This is a genomic window from Amycolatopsis sp. NPDC004169 (genome assembly GCF_040610315.1).
Taxonomy (GTDB): domain Bacteria; phylum Actinomycetota; class Actinomycetes; order Mycobacteriales; family Pseudonocardiaceae; genus Amycolatopsis.
This window is the reverse complement of the sequence record NZ_JBEXMD010000065.1, coordinates 1-26,949: the sequence shown is the minus strand read 5'-3', so window position 1 is coordinate 26,949 and position 26,949 is coordinate 1. Positions and strand designations below refer to the sequence as shown.

General features: G+C 71.0%; 31 protein-coding genes and 1 rRNA gene. 20 read left to right on the top strand and 12 right to left on the bottom strand.

Annotated features, from left to right (window positions below; all coding sequences use genetic code 11):
- The first annotated feature begins 20 nt into the window (after positions 1-20).
- The gene (locus tag ABZX11_RS45040; protein ID WP_020644663.1) at positions 21-191 is read left to right on the top strand and encodes a hypothetical protein; all 171 of its coding nucleotides are present in this window, start codon (positions 21-23) and stop codon (positions 189-191) included.
- 61 nt (positions 192-252) lie between these two features.
- Here the strand turns inward: ABZX11_RS45040 and ABZX11_RS45035 are convergent, their stop codons facing one another.
- Positions 253-630, bottom strand: a complete 378-nt coding sequence (locus ABZX11_RS45035) for an iron-sulfur cluster assembly accessory protein (RefSeq protein ID WP_004562664.1) — start codon at positions 628-630, stop codon at positions 253-255.
- Between the two features lie 146 nt (positions 631-776).
- Here ABZX11_RS45035 and ABZX11_RS45030 point away from each other — a divergent pair, with 146 nt between their 5' ends.
- Together ABZX11_RS45030 and ABZX11_RS45025 are read left to right on the top strand one after the other, a co-directional pair.
- The gene (locus tag ABZX11_RS45030) at positions 777-1,424 is read left to right on the top strand and encodes a DUF3043 domain-containing protein (protein ID WP_176175739.1); all 648 of its coding nucleotides are present in this window, start codon (positions 777-779) and stop codon (positions 1,422-1,424) included.
- Positions 1,425-1,584: 160 nt separating this feature from the next.
- Positions 1,585-2,574, top strand: coding sequence for an aldo/keto reductase family protein (locus tag ABZX11_RS45025; RefSeq protein ID WP_176175737.1), 990 nt, complete (start codon positions 1,585-1,587; stop codon positions 2,572-2,574).
- Here the strand turns inward: ABZX11_RS45025 and ABZX11_RS45020 are convergent.
- The 3 genes from ABZX11_RS45020 to ABZX11_RS45010 are packed head-to-tail and all read right to left on the bottom strand — an operon-like array spanning position 2,571 to position 4,364.
- Positions 2,571-2,783, bottom strand: a complete 213-nt coding sequence (locus ABZX11_RS45020) for a hypothetical protein (protein WP_176175736.1) — start codon at positions 2,781-2,783, stop codon at positions 2,571-2,573. The two genes, ABZX11_RS45025 and ABZX11_RS45020, sit on opposite strands and share 4 nt — an antisense overlap.
- Positions 2,776-3,618, bottom strand: a complete 843-nt coding sequence (locus ABZX11_RS45015) for a phosphoribosylaminoimidazolesuccinocarboxamide synthase (RefSeq protein ID WP_354924877.1) — start codon at positions 3,616-3,618, stop codon at positions 2,776-2,778. Before ABZX11_RS45015 ends, ABZX11_RS45020 begins: the two co-directional genes overlap by 8 nt.
- Positions 3,615-4,364, bottom strand: coding sequence for a GntR family transcriptional regulator (locus ABZX11_RS45010; RefSeq protein ID WP_354924875.1), 750 nt, complete (start codon positions 4,362-4,364; stop codon positions 3,615-3,617). Before ABZX11_RS45010 ends, ABZX11_RS45015 begins: the two co-directional genes overlap by 4 nt.
- Before the next feature lie 138 nt (positions 4,365-4,502).
- Here ABZX11_RS45010 and ABZX11_RS45005 point away from each other — a divergent pair, with 138 nt between their 5' ends.
- Positions 4,503-4,955, top strand: coding sequence for a hypothetical protein (locus ABZX11_RS45005; protein ID WP_176175733.1), 453 nt, complete (start codon positions 4,503-4,505; stop codon positions 4,953-4,955).
- Here the strand turns inward: ABZX11_RS45005 and ABZX11_RS45000 are convergent.
- Positions 4,952-5,632, bottom strand: a complete 681-nt coding sequence (locus tag ABZX11_RS45000) for an IspD/TarI family cytidylyltransferase (RefSeq protein WP_354924873.1) — start codon at positions 5,630-5,632, stop codon at positions 4,952-4,954. The two genes, ABZX11_RS45005 and ABZX11_RS45000, sit on opposite strands and share 4 nt — an antisense overlap.
- A 75-nt stretch (positions 5,633-5,707) precedes the next feature.
- Here ABZX11_RS45000 and cobT point away from each other — a divergent pair, with 75 nt between their 5' ends.
- On the top strand, positions 5,708-6,784 hold the full coding sequence (gene cobT / locus ABZX11_RS44995; RefSeq protein WP_354924871.1) for a nicotinate-nucleotide--dimethylbenzimidazole phosphoribosyltransferase: 1,077 nt from the start codon (positions 5,708-5,710) through the stop codon (positions 6,782-6,784).
- A gap of 288 nt (positions 6,785-7,072) precedes the next feature.
- Here cobT and ABZX11_RS44990 read toward each other — a convergent pair whose 3' ends face one another.
- On the bottom strand, positions 7,073-8,176 hold the full coding sequence (locus ABZX11_RS44990) for a branched-chain amino acid aminotransferase (RefSeq protein WP_354924869.1): 1,104 nt from the start codon (positions 8,174-8,176) through the stop codon (positions 7,073-7,075).
- A 96-nt stretch (positions 8,177-8,272) separates the two neighbouring features.
- Between ABZX11_RS44990 and ABZX11_RS44985 the strand changes: the two genes are divergently transcribed.
- On the top strand, positions 8,273-8,572 hold the full coding sequence (locus tag ABZX11_RS44985) for a hypothetical protein (RefSeq protein ID WP_176175730.1): 300 nt from the start codon (positions 8,273-8,275) through the stop codon (positions 8,570-8,572).
- Here the strand turns inward: ABZX11_RS44985 and ABZX11_RS44980 are convergent.
- On the bottom strand, positions 8,529-9,191 hold the full coding sequence (locus tag ABZX11_RS44980) for a DUF402 domain-containing protein (RefSeq protein ID WP_176175729.1): 663 nt from the start codon (positions 9,189-9,191) through the stop codon (positions 8,529-8,531). The two genes, ABZX11_RS44985 and ABZX11_RS44980, sit on opposite strands and share 44 nt — an antisense overlap.
- Positions 9,184-10,029, bottom strand: a complete 846-nt coding sequence (locus ABZX11_RS44975) for a hypothetical protein (protein ID WP_354924866.1) — start codon at positions 10,027-10,029, stop codon at positions 9,184-9,186. Before ABZX11_RS44975 ends, ABZX11_RS44980 begins: the two co-directional genes overlap by 8 nt.
- A gap of 111 nt (positions 10,030-10,140) precedes the next feature.
- Here ABZX11_RS44975 and ABZX11_RS44970 point away from each other — a divergent pair, with 111 nt between their 5' ends.
- Genes ABZX11_RS44970 through ABZX11_RS44960 form a run of 3 tightly spaced genes read left to right on the top strand, consistent with a single transcriptional unit; the run spans position 10,141 to position 13,069 of the window.
- Entirely contained in the window at positions 10,141-11,640 is a 1,500-nt protein-coding gene (locus ABZX11_RS44970) for a leucyl aminopeptidase (protein ID WP_354924864.1), read from the top strand.
- Complete coding sequence (locus ABZX11_RS44965) at positions 11,641-12,606, top strand: SMI1/KNR4 family protein (protein ID WP_354924862.1); 966 nt, start codon at positions 11,641-11,643, stop codon at positions 12,604-12,606.
- Positions 12,607-12,616: 10 nt separating this feature from the next.
- Entirely contained in the window at positions 12,617-13,069 is a 453-nt protein-coding gene (locus ABZX11_RS44960) for a GNAT family N-acetyltransferase (protein WP_176175725.1), read from the top strand.
- Positions 13,070-13,072: 3 nt separating this feature from the next.
- On the opposite strand, the gene ABZX11_RS44955 is transcribed toward ABZX11_RS44960, so the two are convergent.
- Positions 13,073-13,417, bottom strand: coding sequence for an oxidoreductase (locus tag ABZX11_RS44955; protein ID WP_176175724.1), 345 nt, complete (start codon positions 13,415-13,417; stop codon positions 13,073-13,075).
- A gap of 183 nt (positions 13,418-13,600) precedes the next feature.
- On the opposite strand from ABZX11_RS44955, the gene lpdA reads away from it, so the two are divergent.
- The 5 genes from lpdA (at position 13,601) to lipB (ending at position 19,155) form a co-directional block, all read left to right on the top strand.
- Complete coding sequence (gene lpdA / locus ABZX11_RS44950) at positions 13,601-14,974, top strand: dihydrolipoyl dehydrogenase (RefSeq protein ID WP_176175723.1); 1,374 nt, start codon at positions 13,601-13,603, stop codon at positions 14,972-14,974.
- Positions 14,975-15,029: 55 nt separating this feature from the next.
- On the top strand, positions 15,030-16,823 hold the full coding sequence (sucB, locus tag ABZX11_RS44945; RefSeq protein ID WP_176175722.1) for a 2-oxoglutarate dehydrogenase, E2 component, dihydrolipoamide succinyltransferase: 1,794 nt from the start codon (positions 15,030-15,032) through the stop codon (positions 16,821-16,823).
- Positions 16,824-16,922: 99 nt separating this feature from the next.
- Positions 16,923-17,795, top strand: a complete 873-nt coding sequence (locus ABZX11_RS44940; RefSeq protein ID WP_354924859.1) for a TIGR01777 family oxidoreductase — start codon at positions 16,923-16,925, stop codon at positions 17,793-17,795.
- The gene (locus ABZX11_RS44935; RefSeq protein ID WP_176175720.1) at positions 17,792-18,415 is read left to right on the top strand and encodes a phosphatase PAP2 family protein; all 624 of its coding nucleotides are present in this window, start codon (positions 17,792-17,794) and stop codon (positions 18,413-18,415) included. The genes ABZX11_RS44940 and ABZX11_RS44935 overlap by 4 nt, the downstream gene beginning before the upstream one ends.
- Complete coding sequence (gene lipB / locus ABZX11_RS44930) at positions 18,412-19,155, top strand: lipoyl(octanoyl) transferase LipB (RefSeq protein ID WP_176175719.1); 744 nt, start codon at positions 18,412-18,414, stop codon at positions 19,153-19,155. The genes ABZX11_RS44935 and lipB overlap by 4 nt, the downstream gene beginning before the upstream one ends.
- Positions 19,156-19,264: 109 nt before the next feature.
- On the opposite strand, the gene ABZX11_RS44925 is transcribed toward lipB, so the two are convergent.
- Positions 19,265-20,200, bottom strand: a complete 936-nt coding sequence (locus ABZX11_RS44925; protein WP_354924857.1) for an LLM class F420-dependent oxidoreductase — start codon at positions 20,198-20,200, stop codon at positions 19,265-19,267.
- A 5-nt stretch (positions 20,201-20,205) separates the two neighbouring features.
- Complete coding sequence (locus ABZX11_RS44920; RefSeq protein ID WP_176175717.1) at positions 20,206-20,817, bottom strand: TetR/AcrR family transcriptional regulator; 612 nt, start codon at positions 20,815-20,817, stop codon at positions 20,206-20,208.
- 130 nt (positions 20,818-20,947) lie between these two features.
- Between ABZX11_RS44920 and ABZX11_RS44915 the strand changes: the two genes are divergently transcribed.
- The 6 genes from ABZX11_RS44915 (at position 20,948) to ABZX11_RS44890 (ending at position 26,343) form a co-directional block, all read left to right on the top strand.
- Positions 20,948-21,469: a hypothetical protein gene (locus tag ABZX11_RS44915; protein ID WP_354924855.1), complete on the top strand. Its 522-nt coding sequence runs from the start codon at positions 20,948-20,950 to the stop codon at positions 21,467-21,469.
- Positions 21,470-21,487: 18 nt separating this feature from the next.
- Positions 21,488-22,426, top strand: a complete 939-nt coding sequence (locus ABZX11_RS44910) for an oxidoreductase (RefSeq protein WP_354924853.1) — start codon at positions 21,488-21,490, stop codon at positions 22,424-22,426.
- A 25-nt stretch (positions 22,427-22,451) separates the two neighbouring features.
- On the top strand, positions 22,452-23,453 hold the full coding sequence (gene lipA, locus ABZX11_RS44905; protein ID WP_354924851.1) for a lipoyl synthase: 1,002 nt from the start codon (positions 22,452-22,454) through the stop codon (positions 23,451-23,453).
- A gap of 44 nt (positions 23,454-23,497) precedes the next feature.
- Positions 23,498-24,145, top strand: coding sequence for a DedA family protein (locus ABZX11_RS44900; protein ID WP_354924849.1), 648 nt, complete (start codon positions 23,498-23,500; stop codon positions 24,143-24,145).
- Positions 24,146-24,161: 16 nt separating this feature from the next.
- Positions 24,162-25,031, top strand: a complete 870-nt coding sequence (locus ABZX11_RS44895; protein ID WP_354924847.1) for a patatin-like phospholipase family protein — start codon at positions 24,162-24,164, stop codon at positions 25,029-25,031.
- Positions 25,032-25,134: 103 nt separating this feature from the next.
- Positions 25,135-26,343, top strand: a complete 1,209-nt coding sequence (locus ABZX11_RS44890; RefSeq protein ID WP_176175711.1) for an Ig-like domain-containing protein — start codon at positions 25,135-25,137, stop codon at positions 26,341-26,343.
- A gap of 515 nt (positions 26,344-26,858) precedes the next feature.
- On the opposite strand, the gene rrf is transcribed toward ABZX11_RS44890, so the two are convergent.
- A 5S ribosomal RNA gene (rrf, locus tag ABZX11_RS44885) occupies positions 26,859-26,949 on the bottom strand; the annotation flags it as partial.

Sequence of the window (26,949 nt, the reverse complement as noted above, 5' to 3'; positions counted from 1 at the left end):
GATCAATAGCGTTACGAATCGTGAACGCCGTCACCGAACCCGAGACCCTGTCCGAGCTGATCGCCGACTGCGCGCTCATCCCGGCGACGCTCCAGGCCGAGAGCCTCCCGCTGCCCCGCGTCACGGCCAAGCCGTGGCAGGTCGACGAGGCGTGCCACGCCCAGGTGGCCGAGCTCGACGCCTACGTGTAGCCCGCAGACGCGAGAAGGCCCCGCCTCCCAGCCGGGAGACGGGGCCTTTCTTCGCTGTCGCTCAGTGGAACGAGTCGCCGCAGGCGCAGGAGCCGGTGGCGTTCGGGTTGTCGATCGTGAAGCCCTGCTTCTCGATCGTGTCCACGAAGTCGATGACGGCTTCCGACACGTACGGCGCGCTCATCCGATCCACGGCGACCTTGAGGCCGTCGAAGTCGCGGAACAGGTCGCCGTCGAGCGTGCGCTCGTCGAAGAACAGCTGGTAGCGCAGGCCCGCACAGCCACCGGGCTGGACGGCGATGCGCAGGTGCATGTCGTCGCGGCCCTCCTGCTCGAGCAGGGCCTTCGCCTTGGAAGCCGCGGCGTCGGTCAACGTGACGCCGTGGGTCTCCTCGGCGGTCTCGGCCTGCGTCGCGCCGGCGTGCTCAGCGGTCGTCATGGCACTCCCTCAAAGTTCGAACTCGCTGCGGATACTCCTCGTGCTGACGTCTTCAACACCCGGAGCGTCCGATCTGTTCCCCCACCATGGTCGCACATGGATCGACCTGGTGAACGGCGGCGTGACGCCTGCAATACCCTGATGACGTGAGGTTCCTGCGCCGAAGCACCACAGACACCGCCGCCGAAGAGCCGGAGACGGGCGAAGCCGTCGACGTCGCCGGCAAGGCGTACACGCCCGGTAAGGGCAAGGCTACGCCGAAGCGCCGCGACGCGGAGGCGAAGAAGCGCGGCCCGGTGGCGCCGCCGCCCACGACGATGCGTGAGGCGATGAAGCGCAACAAGGAGCTGCGCAAGGCGAACCCCCAGACCAAGGAAGAGCGCCGCGCGGCCACCAAGGCCCGCCGCGACGCGATGATGCGCGGCGACGACAGCGCCCTGCTCCCCCGCGACCGGGGGCCGGTCAAGCGCTACGTCCGCGACCTGGTCGACAGCCGTCGCAACCTGCTCGGGCTGTTCATGCCGCTGGCCATCGTGGTGTTCCTGGCGCTGCTGGTGCCGCTGCCGCAGGTGCAGTCGTACATCACGCTGCTGTGCACGGCGATGCTGCTGGTGATGGCGATCGAGGGCTTCGTGAACGGGCGCAAGATCGCGAAGCTGGTGCGGGAGAAGTTCCCGAAGGAAGCGGTGAACGGCCGGTCGATCGGCTGGTACGCGTTCGTCCGGGCGTCCCAGATCCGGCGGCTGCGGATGCCGAAGCCGCGGCTGAAGCCCGGGGACCCGATCCCGAACTGAGCCGGTTGCGAGAAGCCGGGTCGAGCGAGCCTCGACCCGGCTTCTCGCTGTCCGGGGTCGATTGCGCTCGTCCGCGGACACCGAGGACGAACCGCCCGAGTGAGGGTGGAGTCACTCCAGGTCGTTAGCAAAGCAAACGATTACCGCCTAAGCTCGGGCCATGGAGTTTCGTCGTCTCGGCCGCAGTGGCCTCAACGTCAGTGAGATCTCGTACGGGAACTGGCTCACCCACGGTTCCCAGGTCGAGGAAGACCAGGCCCGCGCCTGCATCCAGGCCGCGCTCGACGCCGGCATCACGACCTTCGACACCGCCGATGCCTACGCCAACACCGCCGCCGAGGCCGTGCTCGGGCGGGGGCTCAAGGGCCAGCGGCGGGAGAGCCTGGAGATCTTCACCAAGGTCTTCTGGCCCACCGGCCCCAAGGGCCCCAACGACCGCGGCCTGTCCCGCAAGCACATCATGGAGTCGGCGCACGCGAGCCTCGAAAGGCTGGGTACCGACTACGTCGACCTCTACCAGGCCCACCGGTTCGACCGGCACACCCCGCTCGAAGAGACCATGGTCGCCTTCGCCGATCTCGTGCGCCAGGGCAAGGTGCTCTACGTCGGCGTCTCCGAATGGACCGCCGAGCAGATCTCGCGCGGTGCCGCCCTCGCCCGGGAGCTCAACATCCCCCTGGTCTCGAACCAGCCGCAGTACAACATGCTCTGGCGCGTCATCGAGGAGCAGGTCATCCCCACCTCGGAGCGCGAAGGCCTGAGCCAGATCGTCTGGTCGCCGATCGCGCAGGGCGTGCTCACCGGCAAGTACAAGCCCGGCCAGGCCTACCCCGAAGGCTCGCGCGCCACCGACGAAAAGGGCGGCGCCGACATGGTCGCCCGCTTCCTCGACGAAGACGTCCTCAAGCGCGTCGCCCAGCTCGAGCCGCTCGCCGAGCAGGCCGGGCTGAGCCTCGCCCAGCTGGCCGTCGCCTGGGTGCTGCAGAACCCGAACGTCGCCTCGGCGATCATCGGAGCCTCTCGCCCGGAGCAGGTGCACGAGAACGTCAAGGCTGCCGGCAAGAAGCTCGACGCCGACCTGCTGACCGCCATCGACGACGTCCTCGGCGACGTCGTCGAGCGGGACGCCAGCCTGACCAAGAGCCCCTAGTCCTGGTTGATCCGGCCCTGGAACGGCACCCCGAGGTCGAACGCGTCCTCGGGGGCCATCCGGGGCTCCAGCCCGAACCCGCGCAGCAGCCGCCCGGCGCCCGCCAGCCGGTCGCCGCCGCGGCCCGGCACCCGGGTGGGCGCCAGGCCGCGCGAGACGAGCAGGCTCTCGACGTCGTCGATCAGCCGGTACGGGTCGTACTCACCCACGGACCCAGGTCTTCCCGGTGATCCGCTCGTAGACCTCGGTGTAGCGCTGCCGCGTCTGCTCGACGATGTCCGCGGGGATCTCCGGCCCGGGCGGGGTCTGGTCCCAGCCCGTCGACCGCGACCAGTCGCGGACGAACTGCTTGTCGAACGCGTGCTGCGGACGGCCCGGCTCCCACTCGTCGGCCGGCCAGAACCGCGACGAGTCCGAGGTCAGGACCTCGTCGCCCAGCGTCAGGGTGCCTTCCGCGTCGAAGCCGAACTCCAGCTTCGTGTCGGCGATGATCACGCCTTGGGCCGCCGCGTGCTCGGCGCCCTTCGTGTAGATCTCCAGCGTCAGCTCGCGAAGCCGCTTCGCGGTGTCCTCGCCGATCTCGTTCAGGACCTCGTCGAAGGTCATGAACTCGTCGTGGCCGGTGTCGGACTCCTTGGTCGTCGGCGTGAAGATCGGCTCCGGGAGCTTGTCGCCCTCGACCAGGCCCGGCGGCAGCGCGACGCCGGAGATCCGGCCGTCGCGCCGGTACTCGCGCAGGCCGAGGCCCGCGAGGTAGCCGCGGGCGATGCACTCGACCTTGACCATCTTCAGCGGCTTGCAGCGCATCGCGCGCCCGGCGAACTCCTCCGGCACGTCGGTGGTCGACACGACGTGGTTCGGGACGACGTCGGCCATCCGGTCGAACCACCACGCGGAGAGCTGGTTGAGCAGCTTGCCCTTGTCCGGGATCGGCGTCGGCAGCGAGACGTCGTAGACCGAGACCCGGTCGGACGCGACCAGCAGGATGTCCCCGCCGTCGAGTTCGTACAGGTCGCGGACCTTGCCCGCGTGGATCTTTCTCATTCGCCGTCCTCAGTCGTGTACTCGTAGAAAACCCAGTGGTCGGGCAAGGCGGCGGATTCACCGTACTCGACGACCGTCCCGTCGGCCGCCAGGAAGGTGCTCCGGCCGAGCAGCACCGGCGACCCGGCGGGCAGCCCCAGCTCGACCGCCTCTTCCTCGCTCGCGCGGCCCGCCGCGTGCCGTTCCTGCGTCGTCGCGATCTTCGTGCCCAGGCGGGTGGCCGCGTGGGCCGCGGTGCCCTCGACGATCCGCTCGGCCACCAGCAGCGCCGGCGCCTTCGCCGACAACGCGCCGTCGAACCACGACGTCGACGTCGACAACGGCCGCGAATCGGGACCGTACGTGGTGCGCCGCCGGTGGATCGCCGGAGCACCTTCCTCCAGGCCGAGTGCGGCCGCGGCCCGCTCGGGCGCCGGCTCCAGGCCGGCCGAGCGGATCACCGCGTAGTGGCCCGGCGGGTAGATCCGGCCCGTCCGCGCCGAAGCGGCACTGCGGTCGCGGGCCGTGCGGTGCAGGCCGCCGCGGTCGACGACCGTGCCGACGCCGCGCACGGGCCGCACGAGGCCCTGCGAACGCAGGGTGGCCAGCACCTTGGTGGCCGTCGCCATGGCGACGGTCCAGGTACGAGCGATCTCACGGGCGGAGGGCACCGCATCGCCCTCCTGCAGCCGGCCGGACAGGATGTCGTCACGGATCCGGCCCGCGATCTGCAGGTACGGCGGCTCAGGGCGATCGAGGGTGGGCAAGGCGGCTCCTCACAGGGACAACACGCACAAGTGTTCTAGCACGCCGGAGGGTGTCGCTCAAAGACCTGTTCAGAACCACCCAGGTGTACTAGTACACGCACTGGACTGCGCTCTAGTACGCAAGTTACCCTCGAAAGTGTGTCCCCGCCCACACCACACTCCGGTTCCAGCGGCCAGGGCCTCGAGGAACTCCTCGAGGAACTCCGGCGCCGCAACTGGGTGCTGCACCTGTTCGGCGGCCGCGAGGCACCGGAGATCTACGCCGCAGTGCACCGCTGGCCGACCTGCGCGGACGTCATCATCCTCCGCGACGAGCACCGGGCCAGCGCCTACCGCGTCCCGACCTTCCCGGGCACGGACGTGTTCAGCCCGCGGGTCGTCACCTGGCAGTACCACGCCACCCCGGTGTGGACGCTGCGGGCGGTGCTCACCCTGGCGGAGCCCGGCACCCCGGGCGCACCGCTGCAGGCACTCCGGCCACAGCCGGACTGCCGGATCCCGCCCGAACTGCGGGGGGACGTCACCATCCGGCCGACCGGGCGGCCCACGGAGGGAGACGACGGCGGCGGTGGCCCGCCCGCGTGCGCCTAGCGGCGGGCCAGCAGCCGCTCCGCGACGACGAGGTCGTGGGGATAGGTGATCTTGAGGTTCTCGGGAGCACCCGGGACCCAGCGGATCGGCAGGGAGGAGAACCGCTCCATGCACGATGAAGTGTCCGTACCCACGAAGCCATCGCGCTCGGCCTTCTCGTAGGCCTCGAGCAGCGGTCCGGCCCGGAAGCCCTGAGGCGTCTGGACGCGGATCGCGCCGGGCACCTGGGCAACCAGGTGCCCGGCATCCACCTCGACGACGTCGTCCGCGGCCAGGCCCGGCACAGCCCCCCCGTCCTCGCGTGTCCGGGCCAACACCGCACCGACCAGTCCGGGGTGGACCAGCGGCCGGGCCGCGTCGTGCAGCAGCACGGCGTCGACCCGGCCGCCCGCAATCCGCGGGGCGAGGTGGCGCAGGGCGTTGAGCTCGGAGGCCTGGCGGGTGTCGCCGCCGTGCACGATCTCGACGCCCGCGCCGGCCACCTCGTCGGCCAGTTCCCGGTCCTGCGGCCGGATCACCAGCACGAGCACGCCGATGCCGGGCACCTTCCGGAAGGCGTCGAGCGACCACGCCACCACCCGCCGCCCGGCCAGGGGCAGGTAGACCTTGTTCAACTTCGCGCCGACGCGGGTGCCCGCGCCGCTGGCCAGCACCACCGCGGCCGCCGTCGTCTCCACGAGCCGCGAGACTACCGGCCGCCCCTTCCCGGTAAGTTGGCCGCAGCGGTTGCCGTGGAACAGGAAGGGCCTGGTGTGGAGCCGGAAAACATCGAGTTCCCCGAGATCACCCCGCCCGACGACCACGCCCGGTCGGCCGCCATCGCGCTGCACGACAAGCTGGTCAAGCCAGCCGGGTCGCTCGGGCGGCTCGAGGAGCTGGGCGTCTGGATCGCCGCCTGCCAGGGGCAGTCGCCGCCGCGCCCGTTCACCCGGCCGCGGGTGGTCGTCTTCGCCGGGGACCACGGCATCGCCGCCAAGGGCGTCTCCGCCTATCCCGCCGAGGTCACCGGGCAGCTGCTGGGCACCATGCTCACCGGCGGGGCCGCGATCAACGTGCTGGCCGCCGCGGCGGGCGCGAGCGTGCGGGTGGTCGACCTCGCGGTCGACACCGAGGCTCCGGCGACCCGGTCGATCGGCGAGTTCAAGGTCCGGCGCGGTTCCGGGTCCATCGACGTCGAAGACGCGCTGACCGCCGACGAGGTGCGGAAGGCGATCCGGGCCGGGATCGCGATCGCCGACGCCGAGGTCGACGGCGGGGCCGATCTGCTCATCCCGGGTGATCTCGGGATCGGGAACAGCACGCCGGCGTCGGTGCTGGTGGCGGCGCTGACCGGGAGCGAGCCGGTGGCCGTGGTCGGGCGGGGGTCGGGGATCGACGACGCCGCCTGGATGCGGAAGGCCGCCGCGGTTCGCGACGCCCTGCGACGGGCTCGCTCGGTGCTGGCCGATCCGGTTGACCTGCTGCGCACCGCGGCCGGTGCGGATATTGCCGCGATGGCCGGGTTTCTCGCCCAGGCCGCGGTGCGGCGGACGCCTGTGGTGCTGGATGGGCTTGTCGCCTGTGCTGCTGCGCTCGTTGCGGAAGACCTCGCTCCGGGGGCGCGGCGGTGGTGGGTTGCCGGGCAGCGGACCGGTGAGCCCGCTCACGCTCTTGCCTTGGAGCACCTGGATCTCGGTCCGCTGCTGGAGCTGGATGTCCGGCTTGGTGAGGGGACCGGGGCTGTTACCGCGTTGCCTCTGCTGATGATGGCTGCTCGGGTTCTTGCCGAGACCGCTACTCATGAGCAGGCCGGGGTTTCCGGGCCGCTTATTGCTGCTCCTGCTTCCTGAGCCTGTTCTGAAGGCTTATAGCTCAGGAGACCCACCACCCCGAAGCCCGATTGTGACTACGGACGGTAGTACCGCGTCAAGGCGGGAAAGATGCCTTGACCCGGCACTACCGTCCGTGTTCTGGCTTCGTATCGGGGTTGCGGGGGGTCTGGGTGGTTTCGGTTGGTTCTTCGGCCTGATGTTTGTGGGTGGGGCGCCTTGGCTTTATCGGTGCTTTGGGAGGTCTGCCGCAGCTTTTACTGACGAAAGCGGCCCCCGGCGTATACCGGGGGCCGCTTCGTCACAGCGTCAGCCGAGCTTGACCATCCAGTGGTCCGGGTCGGGGTAAGTGCCCTCCTGGATTCCGGTCAGCTCTTCGCGCAGCTTCATCGTCAGCGTGCCGGGCCGGCCGTCGGCGATGGTGAACTCGCCGTTCGCGTGCTTCACGTGGCCGACCGGCGTGATCACCGCCGCCGTTCCGCACGCGAACGTCTCGGTCAGCTCGCCCGAGGCCGCTGCCTTCTCCCACTCCTCCGTGGAGATCCGGCGCTCCTCGACCTTGTAGCCGAGGCGCGAAGCCAGCTGCAGCAGCGACTTGCGGGTCACGCCCGGCAGCAGGGACCCGGTCAGCTCGGGGGTGACCACCCGGGCGTTCTCGCCGGAGCCGAAGACGAAGAACAGGTTCATCCCGCCCATTTCCTCGACCCAGCGCCGCTCGACCGCGTCGAGCCAGACCACCTGGTCGCAGCCCTTCTCGACGGCCTGTGCCTGCGCCACGAACGAGGCCGCGTAGTTGCCGGCGCACTTGGCCGCGCCGGTGCCGCCCGGTGCCGCCCGGACGTACTCCGTCGACAGCCAGACGCTGACCGGCTTCACGCCTCCCGAGAAGTACGAACCCGCCGGGGACGCGATCACCGTGTACACGTAGTCGGCCGCCGGGCTGTTGACGCCGAGGCCGGTGGACGTCGAGATCATGAACGGCCGCAGGTACAGCGAATCACCCTGGCGGGTGGGCACCCAGCGGCCGTCGACGGCGATGAGCTCCCGCAGCGACTCGACGAAGACCTCTTCCGGCAGCTGCGGCATGGCCAGCCGCTCGGCCGACTGGCGGAACCGGGACGCGTTGGCGTCCGGGCGGAACGACGCGATCGAGCCATCCGGCTGGCGGTAGGCCTTGAGACCTTCGAAGATGGCCTGGCCGTAGTGCAGCACCGACGTCGCCGGGTCGAGCGTGAAGGGCGCGTACGGGCCGACCTGGGCCTCGTGCCAGCCTTCGGTCTTCGACCACTTGACGGTGACCATGTGGTCGGTGAAGTACACCCCGAACCCGGGGGCGGCGAGTACCTCCGCGACACGGTCCGCGCTCGCAGGACTCGGGTGCGGGACATGGGCGAACTGTGTCGTGGTCGTCATGGCTAGACGATACCGCTTGCTCGGAAGCGCGTTAGTCGGATGTCCATCTGTTCCGGGTTCCCCGCGCCCGCGGCGTGACCACTCTAGGATGACGCTGTGACCTACCACTCCACTGAGCCGGTCCCCCGGCCCAAGACCACCGGCGCCGACATCAAGACCTTCGTCGCCGCGACGCTGCTGACCTTCGGCGTCGGCCTGCTCGGCATGGTCGGCTGGGCCGTGCTGGACAGCGGGTTCGGCGGCTTCCTCGGCCTGATCGCCGGCGTCTTCGGCGTCGTGTGGTGGCGGAAGATCCACGGCAAGGCGTTCCCGAAGGTGCTCCCGACGAAGTCGGTCGTCATCCTCGCGGTCGTCATCGCCGTGCTGACGCTGATCCTTCTCCTGACCGCGGGCTGAGGTCCGACGGCAGCTCCGGCGCCGTCCAGCCCGGGTCCGGGCGGAACTCGGTGTCGGTGCCGTCGAACGGGTACGCGCCGCGGTCGGCCAGCGCGCCGATCCGCTCGCCCTCCGCGCGCAGCCGGTCGAACTGCTCGAGCGTCAGGCGGCCGACCTCGATCGCCGCCTCGGCCTCGTCCTCGTCGTCCCAGCGCCAGCTGCCGTCGCGCTCGACGACGACGTCGAGCACGCCGTCGATCCGGTCGACCGCGCCCGCCGAGCGGCCCAGCGGGATCTCCAGGTTGACGTACCAGTTCTTGAACCGGCCTTCGAGGTCGAAGAACCACCAGACCGAAGACCACTCGTCTTCGGCGATCCGGCGCAGCGTCGACGCGCCGTGCCAGAAGTCCGGGACCGGCACCCGCGGGATGCGGAACCGCTGCTCCAGCGGGGCGTCCCGCATCAGGCGGCCGTCGGCGAGCCTGCTGCCCACGATCGACGTGCCCGCCGGGATCCAGCCGCGCAGGACGCGGCCGTCGTCTTCCAGCACGCGCAGCGGGTGGACCTGGCCGATCGAGCCGTCGGGGCGGTGGAACCGCTCGACCACCGTCTCCCCCGGCCGCCAGCGTCGATCACTCACGCGTCCCACTGTACCTGCGCGCGCGTACGCCCAGTAGCAACTCGAACACGGTCGCCAGGCCGGCGATCACCAGCACGGGCAGCACCGGCAGCAGGTACGCGGCCGCAGCGGCGACGGCGAGCCCCGCCAAGCCGGACACGCCGGCGCGGGCCCGGACCTCGGTGCCGGCGGCGAGTGCGGGCCCGGCCGTCGCGACCACGGCCACGACCGTGAGCACCGGCTGCAGGGCGTCCGCGTCGGCCGCGGACAGCAGGTCCCGCAACGAGGTCGCCGACAGCCCCAGCCGGACCGCGCCGAGCTGGTAGAGCGCGGCGAAGGCCACCAGCACGGCGACCACCCCCAGCAGCAGCGCCCGCCACCCGGCGTTCTCCCGTCGCCGGGCGCGCAGGAACGGGAGGAAGACCACCGCGGCGACGAGCACGCCCGCGAAGTCCGGCGCCCGGAGGCCGTCCGTCGTCCCCACCGGCGGCACCGCGACGCAGACCGCGACCAGCACGAGCCCCGCGGCGAGCAGCAGCCCGCCGGTGATCCGTACGACGATCGTCGGGATCTCCAGTCCGGCGAACCCGGCGCCGGTCACCACGACGACGAACGCCGCGGCGGCCGCCGCCCGGTGTTCCGGGAAGACGTAGGACGCGAACGCGATCGCGTAGACGGCCACTTCGGACAGTCGCGCGACGGCGATCACCACCCGGTCCACCAGGGCATCCCCCGGCTCGGGCACCCGCGCGGTCACGCCGGCGGCGATCGCGGCGAGCACCAGCCCGGCCGGCAGCCACCAGCCGGCGCCCGCCGCTGCCGCCGCCAGTGCCACCAGCAGCCCACCGCCCAGCCGCACGCGGCCCTCCCTCGCCCTCTGTTCACCCGTGGTCAGCTCGTCATTAGCATGGCTCACGATCCCGACCGGGCCGGTGCCCGGTGCCACACGAGAACGCGCGAGGAGCCAGAAGTGACCGTGCCTAAGCTCGCCCTGTCCGACAACACCGGGGAGGCACTGGCCAAAACGCGCGCCGACGTTGTCGTCATCGGCACCTTGGCCGGCGAGGACGGTCCCGTGCTCGCCCCCGGCGCCGCCGCCGTGGACGCCGCCTTCGACGGCCGGCTCGCCGGCCTGCTGGCCACCCTGGGCGCGAGCGGCAAGGCCGAAGAGGTCGTGAAGGTCCCGACGCTGGGCAAGCTCCCGGCGGGCGTGGTGCTCGCCGTCGGTCTCGGCAAGGCCGGCGACGCCGTCACCCCCGAGCAGGTCCGCCGCGCCGCGGGCGCCGCCGGCCGCGCGCTGGCCGGCACCGACCGCGCACTCGTCACGCTCTCGGAACTGGACCTGCAGGCCGCGGTCGAGGGCACGATCCTCGGTTCCTACGTCTTCACCGACTACCGCTCGGAGAAGGGCGACGCCCCGCTGGCGAAGGCCGACTTCGCGAGCCCGGCCGTCGGCACCGCCCGCGAGCACAAGGCCACGCTGAAGGCGGCCGGCCTCATCGCCGAGGCCGTCATCGTCGCCCGCGACCTGATCAACACCCCGCCGAACGACCTCTTCCCGGCCTCCTTCGCCGAGCGCGCGAAGAAGCTGGCCGAGGACAACGGCCTCGAGTTCGAGGTGCTGGACGAGAAGGCCCTCAAGCGCAAGGGCTTCGGCGGCATCCTCGGCGTCGGCGGCGGCTCGTCCCGCCAGCCGCGCCTGGTGCGCGTCGGCTACAAGCCGGCCAAGGCCGCGAAGAAGGTCGCGCTGGTCGGCAAGGGCATCACCTTCGACTCCGGCGGCATCTCGCTCAAGCCCGCCGCGAACATGGACCACATGACCTCGGACATGTCCGGCGCGGCCGGCGTGCTCGCCTCGGTCGTCCTGGCCGCGAAGCTCAAGTACCCGCTCGAGGTCGTGGCGCACATCCCGCTGGCGGAGAACCTGCCGTCCGGGACGTCGTACCGCCCGGGTGACGTGCTGACCATGTACGGCGGCAAGACCGTCGAGGTGCTCAACACCGACGCCGAGGGCAGGCTGGTTCTGGTCGACGCCATGGTGCGCGCGGCCGAGGAGAACCCGGACTACCTGATCGAGACCTCGACGCTGACCGGCGCCCAGGTCGTCGCGCTCGGCAACCGCACCGCCGGCGTGATGGGGTCGGACGAGTTCCGCGACCGCGTCGCCGCGGTGATGCAGGCCACCGGCGAGAACGGCTGGGCGATGCCGCTGCCCGAGGAGCTGCGCGCCGACCTCGACTCGCGGCTGGCCGACCTGGCCAACGTGACCGGCCACCGCTGGGGCGGCATGCTCGCCGCCGGGATCTTCCTGCGCGAGTTCGTCGCCGACGGCCTCGACTGGGTCCACATCGACATCGCGGGCCCGTCGTTCAACGCCGGCTCCCCGTGGGGCTACACCGGCAAGGGCGGCACCGGTGTCCCGGTGCGCTCGATCGCCGCGGTGCTGGCGGACATCGCCGCCAACGGCTGAGTGGAGCCGGGCGAGTACCTCGAAGCGGCGGTCAGGGACGTCCTGACCGCCGCTTCGTCCACTGTGGACGACCGGATCGGGTACGCCGCGCTGCTGCTCGCGACCGCCGGGGCACTCGACGAAGCCGACCGGCTGGTCACGCAGTGGCTGGCCCGGACCGAGCGGCCGGTGACCGCGCTGGCCGCGGACCCGGTGCGGGCCCGCGCGTGGGCGATGCTGTTCGAGGCCCGGGGCGCGCGGCCGGACTGGGCCGAGGGCCTGCCGCCACTCGACCTCGACGCCGAAGAGCGCGTGCACACGGCTTCGTTGCGTCGTCCGGTCTCCGACCTCGAAGGTGTCCTCCCGCCGGGACCGGTCGCCGAGGTGGTCAAGCAGGTGGCGCCGTCGCGGCCGGACCGCGTCCGCACGGCCCTCGCCGAGGGTGACCTGGAGCTCTGGGCCTCCCTCGCCGGGCCGCACCCCGACGTCGCCACGCTGGCGGCGACCCGGGCGTCGGCACCGGCGCTGGTCGCCGGCGCGGACCCGCTCGGCCTCCGCGAATGGGCGCCGGTCTGCGCGGGAGCGCTGGTCGCGGCGCTGCACGAGCGGTACCCGCCCGACCTGGGCGGCTGGCCGGAGCTGATCGCTTCGATCCTGCGCTTGCGCGGCGGCGCCACGGCCCCTCCCCCGGCGTCGGAAGCGGCGATCCGCTCGGCCGAGCTGCGGCTGGGCGTCGAACTGCCCGCCGACCACCGCGAATTCCTGCGCACCTGCGACGGCCTCCCCGCCGACGTGGTCTTCCCGCGCCTGCTCGGCACGGCGGACCTGCGGGTGGAGAACGGCGTGGTGCTCCTCAGCGAACCCGCGGTGCTGCTGCTGTCGGCCGGGCACGTGGTGGAGGTCGACCCGGTGCTGGGCACGACGGTCCACTCGTCCTTCCGGGCGGCGCTGGTCAAGCACGCCGCGCTGCTCGCACAGGCAGGCTAGGTTGGGCTCGGTGACCACCCTCACCGTGGAGAAGATCACCCCGGAAAACGTCGCCGCCGCGTGCCAGCTGGCCGTCCAGCCACACCAGAAGAAGTTCGTCGCCCCCGTGGCGGTCTCGCTCGCCGAGGCCTACGCCCAGCCCGAGATCGCCTGGCCCCGGGTGATCGCCGACGACGGCGAACCCGTCGCTTTCGTGATGGGCCGCTTCGACCCGGCGGCCGAGCTCGACTTCTTCCGCTGCGGGATCTGGCGGCTCAACGTCGGCGCCTGCGTGCAGGGCCGCGGCTACGGCCGGTTCGCCGTCGAAACCGTCCTGGACGAGGCCCGGCGGCGGAGCGAAAAGATCGCGACGGTGCTGTGGCTCCCGGGCGACGACGGCCCGGAACGGTTCTACCGCAAGCTGGGCTTCCGGCCCACCGGCCAGACCCACCACGGCGAGGTCGTCGGCCGGATCGAGCTCTAGTCCCTAGACCTGACCGCGCTTCTTCCGCTCGGTGTACTCGCGCATCCGCTTCGGGTACCCGACCCGCGCGACCTCGTACACCGGGATCGACCGGCGGTGCCCGAACTGCTGCGCGGCCTCCAGGCTGCCGATGCGGCGGCGGGTCCATTCGCCGTCGTGGGCGATCAACACCACAGTGGTCTCCGTGACGTTGGTCTTCGGTTCCACGAAGGCCTCGACACCCCTTCGGGTGGCTGCCCACTCGTCGAGGTGGCGGGTGTCCTCGGAGCTGGCTTTCCGCAGCGTACCGGCCCGTTGCCCACCCTTGGCCCGCCTCCGCAGCGAGTCGAAGAGCCCCACCACGACCACCTTCCCTCCCGAGACCTACCCCACTCATTATCCCGATGTCCGCGTGTGCTCGGCGTCGCACACCCGGCTAGCTCGCAGCCCCGTCCGGCGTAGTGACAAGATGGCGGTGTCGCGCGCGCGGTTATACCGGGCGCGGGCGCGACGACAGAGCAACACCCCACTGCTTGCCGAGGAGTTAATGAAGTGACCGACACCTCCGCCGACCTCGTGATCCTGGGAGGCGGATCGGGCGGCTACGCCGCGGCGTTCCGCGCGGCCGAGCTGGGCCTTTCCGTCACGCTGATCGAGAAGGACAAGCTGGGCGGGACGTGCCTCCACCGGGGCTGCATCCCGACCAAGGCCCTGCTCCACGCCGCCGAGGTCGCCGACGAGACCCGTGAAGCCGAAGCGGTCGGCGTCAAGGCCGCCTTCGAGGGCATCGACATCGCCGGGGTCAACAAGTACAAGGACGGGATCATCGCCCGCCTGTACAAGGGCCTGCAGGGCCTGGCCAAGGCGCACAAGGTGAACCTCGTCGAGGGCAGCGGCACGTTCGTCGGCGGCACGACCGTCGAGGTGGACGGCACCCGCTACACCGGCAAGAACGTCATCCTCGCCACCGGCTCGTACTCGCGCACGCTGCCCGGCCTGGAGCTCGGCGGCCGCATCATCGCCAGCGAGCAGGCCCTCGCCCTCGACTACGTCCCCAAGAAGGTCGTGGTGCTCGGCGGCGGCGTCATCGGCGTCGAGTTCGCCAGCGTGTGGGCCTCCTTCGGCGTCGACGTCACCATCGTCGAGGCCCTGCCGCGGCTGGTCCCCAACGAGGACGAGTTCGCGTCGAAGCAGCTCGAGCGCGCCTTCCGCCGCCGCAAGATCGCCTTCAAGACCGGCGTGAAGTTCACCGGCGCGAAGCAGGACGACAACGGCGTGAGCGTCTCGCTGGAGTCCGGCGAGACCATCGAGGCCGACCTGCTGCTGGTCGCCGTCGGCCGCGGGCCGAACTCGGCGGGCCACGGCTACGAGGAGGCCGGCGTCAAGATCGAGCGCGGCTTCGTCCTCACCGACGAGCGGCTGCGCACGAACCTGCCGAACGTCTACGCCGTCGGCGATATCGTCCCCGGCCTGCAGCTCGCGCACCGCGGCTTCCAGCAGGGCATCTTCGTCGCCGAGGAGATCGCCGGGCAGAACCCGCGCGTCATCGACGAGAGCGGCATCCCGCGGGTCACCTACTCGCACCCGGAGGTCGCGTCGGTCGGGCTGACCGAGTCGCAGGCGAAGGACAAGTACGGGTCCGACGTCACGACGTTCACCTACGACCTGGGCGGCAACGGCAAGAGCCAGATCCTCAAGACCTCCGGCGGGGTCAAGCTGGTCAAGGCGCCGGACGGCCCGGTCGTCGGTGTGCACATGGTCGGCGACCGCGTCGGCGAGCTGATCGGCGAAGCGCAGCTGATCTACAGCTGGGAGGCGTTCCCCGAGGACGTCGCCCCGCTGATCCACGCGCACCCCACCCAGACCGAGGCCCTCGGTGAAGCGTTCCTCGCCCTCGCGGGGAAGCCGCTGCACGTGCACAGCTGACGTCCCACCAGCAGAATCCAGACCACGCAGAACTTGGAAGAGGAGTCAGCGAACGATGGCCTACTCCGTCACATTGCCGGAGCTCGGGGAGAGCGTCACCGAAGGCACCGTCACCCGGTGGCTTAAGCAGGAGGGCGACACCGTCGAGGTCGACGAGCCGTTGCTCGAGATCTCGACCGACAAGGTCGACACCGAGGTCCCCTCCCCGGTGGCGGGCACGGTCGTGAAGATCAGCGCCCAGGAGGACGAGACCGTCGAGGTCGGCGGCGAGCTCGCCGTCATCGACGACGGCACCGGCGGCGTTCCGGAGTCGTCCGGGTCGTCGGCCCCGGCGCAGGAAGAGGCCGCGCCTTCGCAGCCCGAGCCGCAGCAGGAAGAGGCCGCGCCGCAGGCCTCCGACGAGGCGCCGAGCAAGCCGGACACCGCGCCGGCCGCCGGTGGCGAAGGCACCGAGGTGAAGCTGCCCGAGCTGGGCGAGAGCGTCACCGAGGGCACCGTCACCCGCTGGCTGAAGGCCGTCGGCGACTCGGTCGAGGTCGACGAGCCGCTGCTCGAGATCTCCACCGACAAGGTCGACACCGAGGTGCCGTCGCCGGTGGCCGGCACGGTGCTGGAGATCCGCGCGGGCGAGGACGAGACCGTCGAGGTCGGCGGCGTGCTGGCCGTGATCGGTGACGCCGGTGCGGCGCCGAAGGCCGAGGCGAAGCCGGAGCCCAAGCCCGAGCCGAAGCCGGAACCCAAGCCGGAGCCGAAGCCCGAGCCGGTTCAGGAGTCGAAGCCCGAGCCCAAGCCGGAACCGAAGCCCGAGCCCAAGCCGCAGGCCGCCCCGGCCTCGGCCGCCACGCAGTCGGCTCCGGCCGCCGCGGCGAAGGACGGCTCGGCGGACGGCCCGTACGTCACGCCGCTGGTCCGCAAGCTCGCGTCCGAGCACGGCATCGACCTGTCGACGCTGACCGGCAGCGGTGTCGGCGGCCGGATCCGCAAGCAGGACGTGCTGGCCGCGGCCGAGGAGAAGCAGAAGGCCGCTGCTGCGCCGGCGCCGGCCGCTGCCGCCCCGGCGGCTGCCGCCGCCCCGTCGGCGCCCGCCGCGCGTCCCGCGGCCGCGGTGTCGCCGGAGCTCGCCGCGCTGCGCGGCACGGTCCAGAAGGCCAGCCGGATCCGCCAGATCACGGCCACCAAGACCCGCGAGTCGCTGCAGATCGCCGCGCAGCTCACGCAGGTCCAGGAGGTCGACGTCACGAAGATCGCCAAGCTGCGCCAGCGCGCGAAGGCGGCCTTCAAGGAGCGCGAGGGCGTCAACCTGACGTTCCTGCCGTTCTTCGCGAAGGCCACGGTCGAGGCGCTCAAGCAGCACCCGAACGTCAACGCGTCCTACAACGAGGACACGAAGGAGATCACCTACCACGGCGCCGTGCACCTGGGCATCGCGGTGGACACCGAGCGCGGGCTGCTCTCGGTCGTGATCCACGACGCGGGCGAGCTGAGCCTGGCCGGTCTCGCGCACCGGATCGCCGACCTGGCGGGCCGCGCGCGGTCGGGCCAGATCAAGCCGGACGAGCTGTCGGGCGGCACGTTCTCGATCACGAACATCGGCAGCGTCGGCGCGCTGTTCGACACGCCGATCATCGTGCAGCCGCAGTCGGGCATCCTCGGCACCGGCGCGGTCGTCAAGCGCCCGGTGGTCATCGCGGACGCCGACGGCAACGACACGATCGCCGTCCGGTCGATGGCGTACCTGCCGCTGACCTACGACCACCGCCTGGTGGACGGGGCCGACGCGGGCCGCTTCCTGACGACGATCAAGCAGCGCCTGGAAGAGGGCAACTTCGAGAGCGAACTCGGTCTCTGAGCCACCTCTGACGAAGGCCGCCACGGGAATTCCCGTGGCGGCCTTCGCCGTGTCCGGGCCGGAAGTGCGGGAGCGGAGCGAATGCGCAACGATCGAGGGATGCGAGTACTGATCGCCGGAGCGAGCGGCTTGATCGGGTCGGCGCTGAGCGACCGCCTGGGCCGCGACGGCCACGAGGTCCGCCGGCTGGTGCGGCGCGAGGCGCGCGGCAGCGGCGAGTTCCGCTGGAACCCGCCGTCGGGGACCATCGCCGACGGCGCTTTCGACGGGGTGGACGCGGTCGTCAACCTGGGCGGGAAGCCGCTGTTCCCCGGCCGCTGGAGCGCGATGCGCAAGCAGGAGCTCACCGACAGCCGCGTCGAGCCAACCGAGGTGCTCGCCGAAGCCGTGGCCGAGCACGGGGTCGGCGTGTTCCTCAACGCTTCCGCCGTCGGGTACTACGGCCACACCCACGAGTCCACTGTGGACGAATCGGCGCCGCGGGGCGGCGGGTTCCTCGCCGAGCTCTGCGAAGCCTGGGAGGCCGCCACCGCGCCGGCCGGTGACGCGCGGGTCGTGCACCTGCGCACCGGGCTCGTGCTGTCGGCGAAGGGCGGCCTGTACGGCACGCTGCGGCCACTCTTCCGGCTCGGCCTGGGCGGCCGCCTCGGCGACGGCCGCCAGTACATGTCGTGGATCTCCCTCGAGGACGAGGTCGGCGCGATCGCCCACATGCTGACGGCGGACGTGGCGGGCCCGGTCAACCTGACCGGTCCGGCGCCGGTGACCAACGCCGAGTTCACCCGGGCGGTCGGCCGCGCGCTGCACCGCCCGGCGCCGTGGTGGGTGCCGGGTGTCGCGCTCAAGGCCGTGCTCGGCCAGGCCGGCGAGGAAATGGCGTTGTTCGGGCAGCGGGCCGTCCCCGCCGCGCTGGAACGGTCCGGGTACGCATTCCGCCACCCGACCCTCGACCAGGCGCTCGCAGCGGCGTGACTGTCCCGGTCAAACGCTGGCTCGTCGTCGGCTTCGCCCTGGCGGCGGCCTTCGTCGCGCTGGGCCTCGGCGTCGCCCGGCACCCCTTGACGCTGGACTCGCAGGTGGCGAACGCCCTCCACGGCGTCTACACGCAGCCGCTCGGGCGGGCCGCGCAGATCGGCAGCGACGTCCTCGGCCCGGTGCTCCCCTGGGTCCTCGGGGTGGCGCTGCTCGCGCTGGGGTTGCGGCAGCGGCAGCACACCGGGTTGTGCGTGCGGCTCGCCGTCGTGCTGCTGCTGTGCCGGCTGACCAGCGTGGCGGCCAAGCCGCTCTTCCTGCGGGAGCGCCCGCGCGACTACCCGGACCTGAGCTACCCGAGCGGGCACGTGACATCGGTGGCGAGCGTCGGGTTCGTGCTGGTGCTGCTGTGCGCGTGGCTGTGGCCGCGGCTGGTTCGCCGGGTCGCGGCGGCCTCGGCGGTGGCGGTGGTGCTGAGCGCCGCGTGCCGCGTGCTGCTGGGCGTGCACTGGGTGTCGGACACGATCGGCGCAGTGCTGGCGGTGACCGGTGTCGGGCTGCTCTCAGCGTGCGCCTTGCGGCTGCTTCCCCCGGGTGACGGGCGTAGCCTCGACGGGTGAGTTCTTCCCGCACTTCCTGCCGCGCCAGCACCGAGCCCGTCGACGTCCGCGAGCTCGGCACGATCGACTACACCGAGGCCTGGGAGCTCCAGCGCGGTTTCTTGACCGCCCGCGCGGACGGCACCGCGCCGGACACGATGCTCCTGCTGCAGCACCCGTCGGTGTACACGGCGGGCAAGCGCACGGAGGAGGCCGACCGCCCCACGGACGGAACCCCGGTGATCGACGTCGACCGCGGCGGCAAGATCACCTGGCACGGCCCGGGCCAGCTGGTCGGCTACCCGATCGTGAAGCTCGCGGACCCGATCGACGTGGTCCACTACGTCCGGCGTCTCGAGGAGGCGCTGATCCGGGTGTGCGACCAGCTGGGCGTGCACTCCGGCCGCGTCGAGGGCCGCAGCGGGGTCTGGATCCCGGCGGACGACCGTGGCATCGAGCGCAAGATCGCGGCGATCGGCATCCGCGTCCAGCGAGGCGTGACGATGCACGGCTTCGAGCTGAACTGCAACGCGGACCTGGCGGCGTTCGATTCGATCGTCCCGTGTGGAATCCGCGACGCGGGGGTGACGTCGTTGTCGTACGAGCTGCAGAGGGACGTGACGGTGGAGGCGGTCCTCCCCTTGGCCCGCGACGCGGTGCTGGCGGCGTTGGAGGGTGAGCTGCCGGTGAGCGAGGACCGCTGGCTGCCGCGGCCGGAGGCTCCCCAGGCTCCCGGGGTCACGTTCGCTCTGCAGAACTGACCTCTGGTTTCAAAAGCAAGCCGGCCTCCTGTGGACAACAGGAGGCCGGCCTCGCTTCGGGCGTCCGGAACTGTCGGTCCCTTCCGCCAGCGTGGAAATCGGGGGCTGCTCAGTCCAGCTGCGGCGCAACCTCGGCGGCGATCAAGTCGATCTGGTCCAGATCCGCCAGGTCCAGCAGCTGCAGGTAGACCCGCGTGATCCCGGTCTTCTCCCGCCACTGCCCGATCCGGTCGACCACCTCCGCCGGCGACCCCGCCAAGCCGTTGGCCCGCAGGTCGTCGACGTCGCGCCCGATCACCGAAGCGCGCTGGGCGACCTCCGCGTCGGAGCGGCCGACGGCCACCACCAGCGCCACCGAGCGCAGGATCTCCTTCGGGTCGCGGCCGATCTCCGCCGCGGCCGCCTCGACCCGGGCGAACTGGGCCGCCGCCGTCTCGGCGTCGGTGAACGGCAGGTTGAACTCGTCGGCGAAGCGGGCCGCCAGCGCCGGGGTGCGCTTCTTGCCGCCGCCGCCGATGATCACCGGCGGGGCCGGCGACTGCGACGGCTTCGGCAGCGCCGGCGAGTCGGACAGCTGGTAGTACCGGCCGTCGAACGAGTACGCCGAGCCCGCCGGCGTCTTCCACAGCCCGGTGATGATCTCGAGTTGCTCGGCGTAGCGGTCGAAGCGCTCCTTCAGCGGCGGCAGCGTCAGGCCGTACGCCGCGTGCTCGGCGTCGTACCAGCCGGCCCCGAGGCCGAACTCGACGCGGCCGCCCGACATCTGGTCCACCTGCGCGACCGAGATCGCCAGCGGCCCCGGGTGGCGGAACGTCGCCGCGGTGACGAGCGTGCCCAGCCGGATCCGGCTGGTCTCCCTGGCCAGGCCGGCGAGTGTGATCCACGCGTCGGTCGGGCCGGGCAGGCCGTCGGCCGAGCCCATCTTCAGGTAGTGGTCGCTGCGGAAGAAGGCGTCGTACCCGGCGGCTTCGGTCGCCTTGGCGACGCGCAGCAAATCGTCGTAGCTGGCCCCCTGCTGGGGCTCGGTGAAGATCCTCAAGTCCACGAAGATCAGCCTATAGAGACGTCGGGCTCCGTGCGCCGCAGCCGTACCAGCATGCGGACGATGACGTCCTCGATCTCGGCGCCGACCTTCTTCGGGTCCGGCGAACTCGCGATCTCGGTCGCCGCGCTCGACAGGGCGCCGAACAGCAGCCGGGCGGTGACCTCGACCGGCACCGGCTCGACCTCGCCCGCGTCGATCAGCGACTGCAGGCCGGACCGCACGAGCCCGAAGCTGCACCGCTCCTCGGCTTCGCGCCACCGCTCCCAGCCCATCACGACCGGCGCCTCGTGGATGGCGATCCGCTGGTAGGAGGCGTCGAGGCAGGCGCGGAAGAACGCGTTCAGCCCGGCCAGCGCCCGCTCCCACGGCGTGCCCTCGCCGGTCATGATCTTGTCCAGCCGGTCGAAGACGACGCTTTCGACCTGCTCGAACGCGGCCTCGAACAGCGCCTGCTTACCGCTGAAGTGGTGGTACAGCGCCCCCTTGGTCACCCGGGCGCGTTTGGCGACCTCGTCGAGCGAGGTACCCGCGTAACCGCGTTTGGTGAACAGTTCGACCGCGCTGTCGACCAGCGCGGACCGCGTCGACTCGGAGTAGTCGAGTCGTCTGGACCTCATTGTCGCCACCTTCACAACTTTACGCCGGGAACAGCTCTCCATACTCATGGTATGTTCGGCGCGTCAGGTCCGTACCGGGAGTATGCCGCAGACCCGCGGTATGACCCGGGCCACGGAAGGGGAGCCACAGATGAGCTGGACCGACTTCTACCGACGTCAGGAAATCCTGGAAGCGACCGTCCGCCTGGCCGCCCGGAACCCCGGCGAGCCGCTGCCGCTCGAGGAGGTGCCCGGTGCCGAAGAGCACTTCGGCACCGAGGAAAACGTCCTCACCGCCCTGCAGTACCAGTGGACGCGCACGCTGAGCGGCCGCCTGCGCTCCGAGGTCGCCGACCCGGACGACGCCGACGGCCTCGGCGACCACGTCGACGCCGTCACCCGCGCCTGGCGCGCCGCCGTCGAAGAGCACGCCGACCTGCGCGCAGTCCTCGACGGCGCGTGCGAGCGGCACGCGTCGCTGCGCCGGATGCGCGAAAGCGAGCTGCGGATGCTCGCCGTCACGGCCGGGCTGGCCGACCCGCGCGAGCCGGCCGAAGAGATCACCAAGGTGGGTCACGCGTTCGAGGCGCTGCTGCGCACGAGCCGCTCGGAGACCCGCCGCCGCGCCCCGATGATGGGAACCCTGCGGCGCCTGCTCGCGCCGAGTGCGTGAACAGGGTTTAGTAAGCACATGACGGAGCGCTGGACCGAAGCCGACATCCCCGACCAGACCGGCAAGACCGTCCTGGTCACCGGGGCGAATTCAGGGCTCGGGCTGCGCACCGCCGAAGTACTCGCGGGCAAGGGGGCCCGCGTGCTTCTCGCCTGCCGCTCCGCCGAACGCGGGGCGAAGGCACTGGACATCGTCAAAGCGGCCGCCGCGGGCGCCGAGCCCGAGCTCATCCCACTGGACCTGAGCGAGCTCGCCTCGGTGCGCGCGGCCGCCGTTTCGACCAGGGAGCTGACCGGCGACGCGCTGGACGTGCTGGTCAACAACGCCGGCGTGATGGCGACCGCCCGCGGCCGCACCGCCGATGGCTTCGAGCTGCAGTTCGGCACCAACTACCTCGGCCACGCGGCGCTGACGTGGCTGCTGATGCCCGCCCTGCGCTCCCGCGTGGTCACGCTGTCGAGCCTCGCCGCTGTCGGCGCCCGCATCCACCTCGACGACCCGAACGCCGAGCACCGCCGCTACAACGCGGCCGCCGCGTACGGGCAGTCGAAGCTCGCCGACCAGGTGTTCGCGCTCGAGCTGGACCGGCGGCTGCGCGCGGCCGGCTCGGACGTGATCAGCGTCGCCGCCCACCCCGGGTACACCGCGACCGGCCTCGGCAGCGGCATGGCGCGCTCGTACTCGAACCCCGTTGTGCGCTCGCTGATCGCGGGCGGCCACCGCATCGGCGAGGTGCTCTTCGCCCAGAACACCCGCATCGGCACTCTCCCGCAGCTGTACGCGGCGACGGCGGAGGGCGTCGAAGGCGGCGGTTACTTCGGGCCCCGCGGCCTCGGCAACCTGCGTGGATACCCGGCCAGGGTGCCGCCGGTGGCCGCCGCGCGCAGCGAGTCGCTGGGGGCCGCGTTGTGGGACGTTACCGCAAAGCTGACCGGCGTCACCCCGGATCCCGCGTAGCCCGGACGGGCGTACGGTTGAGGGCGTGAGTGCTGCGCCAGAAGGCCGGAAGCTGCTGCGTCTGGAAGTCCGCAACAGTGAGACGCCGATCGAGAAGAAGCCGTCGTGGATCAAGACGCGGGTGCGGATGGGGCCGGAGTTCACGGAGCTCAAGGGTCTGGTTCGTCGTGAGGGTCTGCACACGGTGTGTGAAGAGGCGGGTTGTCCCAACATTTACGAGTGCTGGGAGGACCGGGAGGCGACGTTCCTGATCGGTGGGGATCAGTGCACGCGGCGGTGTGATTTCTGTCAGATCGACACGGGTAAGCCTGCGGCTTTGGATCGGACTGAGCCGCGGAAGGTGGCGGAGTCGGTGCAGGCCATGGGCTTGCGGTATTCGACTGTCACCGGTGTCGCCCGTGACGACCTGGAGGATGGCGGCGCGTGGCTGTATGCCGAGACCGTGCGTCAGATTCACGCTCTCAACCCCGGTACCGGTGTGGAGCTGTTGATCCCGGACTTCAACGCGGATCCGGCGCAGTTGGCCGAGGTGTTCGGCTCCCGGCCAGAGGTGCTGGCGCACAACGTGGAGACGGTCCCGCGCATCTTCAAGCGCATCCGTCCCGGGTTCCGGTACGCGCGGTCGTTGGAGGTCATCACGGCGGCGCGTGAGGCCGGTCTGGTGACGAAGTCGAATTTGATCCTGGGTATGGGTGAGACGCCTGACGAGGTGGCTCCGGCGATGCGGGATCTGGTCGATGCGGGGTGCGAGATCTTGACGATCACGCAGTATCTGCGTCCTTCGCCGCGGCATCACCCGGTGGATCGGTGGGTGAAGCCGGAGGAGTTCGTGGAGCACTCCAAGGCCGCGGAGGCGATGGGTTTCGCGGGTGTGATGGCGGGGCCGTTGGTGCGGTCTTCGTACCGCGCGGGACGGCTCTACGCCCAGACCAAAGCCCACCGCGGCGAGGTCCTGCCGGAAAACCTGCAGCACCTGGCCGCCGAAGGACCCGCGGCTCAGGAGGCCGCGTCGCTCCTGGCGCGGTGACGCACGTCACCCCACCATCCTTAAAGGATAGGTAAAGTGGCGGCATGGCCCTGGTTTCGGACCTCCTCAGCTGGCTGCAAGGACTCCCGGAACCGGGGCTCGTCGCCGCGACCGGCGGCCTGGTGTTCGCCGAGTGCACGATCGGGCTGGGCTTCCTGGCCCCCGGCGAGTCCGGGTTGCTCATCGCCGCGACCACGGCGAACACCGTCCCGCGGTTCCTGGTCCTGTGGCTGGTCGTCACCCTCTGCGCGACGGCGGGCGACGCGCTCGGCTACGGCATCGGCCGCCGCTTCGGGCCGCGCCTGCGTGACACGAAACTGATCCGCAAGTACGGCCTGGAAGCGTGGGACAAGGCCACCGGCGTCCTCGAACGCCGGGGCGCCTGGGCGGTGTTCTTCGCCCGGTTCCTGCCGGTGATCCGGACGCTGACGCCGGCCGCGGCCGGGACGTCCGGACTGCCGTTCCGCCGGTTCCTGCCGGCCGCCGCGGCGGGCGCGTTCTGCTGGTCGCTGGTCCACATCGGCATCGGCGCGGCGCTGGGCGAAGCGGCAAAACGGATCGAAGGCGCGTTGAACACCGGAGGCCTGATCGTGGTCGGCGTGCTCGCCGCGGTCGCGGTGTTCTTCCTGCTGCGGCTGAAGAAGCGCAAGGTGCTCGCCAAGCCGGAGCGGGAGCCCGAACGCGTGCCCTGAGTACTACATTCGGCGTATGAGTCTCGCGGATCTTCCCCGGCCGGTCGGGTTCGTGCTCGGTGGCGGCGGCAGCCTCGGCGCCATGCAGGTCGGCATGCTGCGCGCGTTGACCGAGGCCGGGCTCACGCCGGACCTGGTGACCGGGACGTCGGTCGGCTCGCTGAACGCCGCCGTGCTGGCCCGCTCGGGCACCGACGCGCTCGCGCGGCTGCACGAGATCTGGGCGCACATGACGCGGGCCGAGGCGTTCCCCGGCGGCGTGCTGAGCCGCGTCCGGACGCTGACGCAGAGCAAGACGCACCTGTTCCCCAACACCGGACTGGCCGGGATCATCGCCGACCACCTCGGCGCTTCGACGCGCTTCGAGGACCTGGCGCTGCCGCTCGGCGTCGTCACCACGCAGGTCGACACGGCCGAGCCGCTGCTGATCCGCTCCGGGCGGCTGCTCGAGCCGCTGCTGGCGAGCTGCGCGATTCCGGGGATCTTCCCGCCGGTGGAGCACGACGGGCAGCTGCTCTACGACGGCGGGCTCGTCGCGAACGTGCCGATGCGCCAGGCTCTCGCCATGGGTGCGCAGTCCCTGGTGGTGCTCGACTGCGCGTTCCCCGGGAAGCTGCCGAGCGCGCCGCGGACGTTCGCCGAGGTGATGATGTTCACCGCGATGATCAGCATGCGGAACCAGGCCGTGCTGGAGGCGCCGGTGGCGGCGGCTTCGGTGCCGGTGGTCTACCTGCCGGGCCCCGCGCCCGTACGTGTGAACCCGCTGGACTTCGGGCACACGGAAGCACTGGCGGATGAGGCGTACACCGTGGCGCGCGAGTACCTCGACGCGCTTTCGGTGGACGGCCCTGGGCTTTACGGCGCACCCGGGCTCGTCGTCAAGTGATCCACGTCACGCCGATGCACCGATCCGCTGGTAAGAACGTCATCGCTATCGCGTAGTTTTGATGACGAATGCCCGCCGATCCCAATTCCCAAAAAGAGACAATATGCTCCCCAAGAAGATTTTACTTTCGGTGGCCGGAATCCTCGCCGGAGCACTGCTGCTTTCCGCCTGTTCGTCCGGTGACGACGGCGGTTCGCCCGCCGGTGGAGCGCCGTCGGGAGCCCCCTCGGCGTCCGACACGCCGGTCGCGGTGACGTTCGAGCCCGCGGGCGGCACGGCGGTGAACCCGGCGTCGCCGATCGTCGTCAAGGCGGCCAACGGGAAACTGCTCGACGTCACGGTGACCAACGCGGCCAAGGGGAAGACGGTCGCCGGCCAGCTGGCGGCCGACGGGTCGAGCTGGACGTCCAGCGAGCCGCTCGGCTACGGGGCGACGTACAAGATCGTCGCGCACGCCCAGGGCGCCAACGGGAAGCCGATCGAGCAGGACAACCAGATCACGACGCTGTCGCCGAAGAAGCAGGCGAACGCCAACCTGATCCCGGCGCCGTCCGCGGTGGCGAGCACGGGTGTCGGCGTCGGCCAGCCGATCGTGTTCAGCTTCGGCAAGATCGCGGTCAAGAACAAGGCGGCGGTCGAGAAGGCGCTGACGGTGGAGTCGACCCCGAAGCAGGACGGCGGCTGGTACTGGATCGACGACTCGAACGTCCACTACCGGCCGAAGGAGTACTGGAAGGCCGGCACGACCCTGAAGGTGACGGCGAAGATCTACGGCGTCGATTTCGGCGGCGGGGTGTTCGGTGCGGAGGACCGCTCGGAAACATACAAGGTCCACGATTCCTGGATCGCGAAGGCGGACGGGAACACCGAGCAGATGCAGATCTTCCACAACGGCGCAATGGTGAAGTCCATGCCGATCTCGATGGGCAAGGACGCCACGCCGACCCACCTGGGCGCGCACGTGATTTCGGACAAGCAGGCCAACTACACGATGGATTCCTGCACGTACGGCGTCTGCCCGCCGGACCCGAAGGCGTACCGCTCGAACGAGAAGTGGTCGGAGCGCATTTCGAACGACGGTGAGTTCGTCCACGAGAACCCGAACAGCGTGAGCCAGCAGGGTAGTTCGAACGTGTCGCACGGGTGCATCAACCTGAACGACGCGAACGCCCAGTGGTTCTTCCAGAACATGGGCCTGGGCGACGTCGTGGAGGTCACCAACTCGGGCGGCCCCCAGCTCCCGGTCTGGGACCTGTACGGCGACTGGTCCAAGTCCTGGGCCGACTGGCAAGCCGGCTCCGCCATCAAGTAACCCCGTCTTCCCGTCAGGGGGTCAGGAGCTCCGCTCCTGACCCCCTTCTTCGTACCCACCCGACCCTCCAGGCACGCCACCCGACCGCCCAGGTAGGCGAGATGCCCCTCCAGACACGCGAGATGCCTCCCCCATCACGCGTGATGCCCTTCCTGTCACGCGAGTTCCGTCCTCAATCACGCGAGTTGCGGGCCTGATCACGCGAGTTCCGGCCTGGAGCACGCCGGCCGCCCGTACCGGGTGGGACGACTCGCGTACCTAGACGGACGACTCGCGTACCTGGATGGACGACTCGCGTACCGGGAGGGTCGGCTGCGGGCCCGGCAAGGCATCGCGCGTGCTTGGCGAGGCCTTCATGCGTGATCCGGGGCGAGACTCGCGTGATTCAAGCCGGATCTCGCGTGATTTGAGGCAGGATCTCGTGCTTGGAGGCGGGACCCGCGTGATTGGGGGCGGACATGCGGAAAGGCCCCGGGAGAACCGTGAGGTTCTCGACCGGGGCCTTTCCTAAGTAAGTTCGGCGGTGTCCTACTCTCCCACAACCCTTCGGTTGCAGTACCATCGGCGCTGTCAGGCTTAGCTTCCGGGTTCGGAATGGGACCGGGC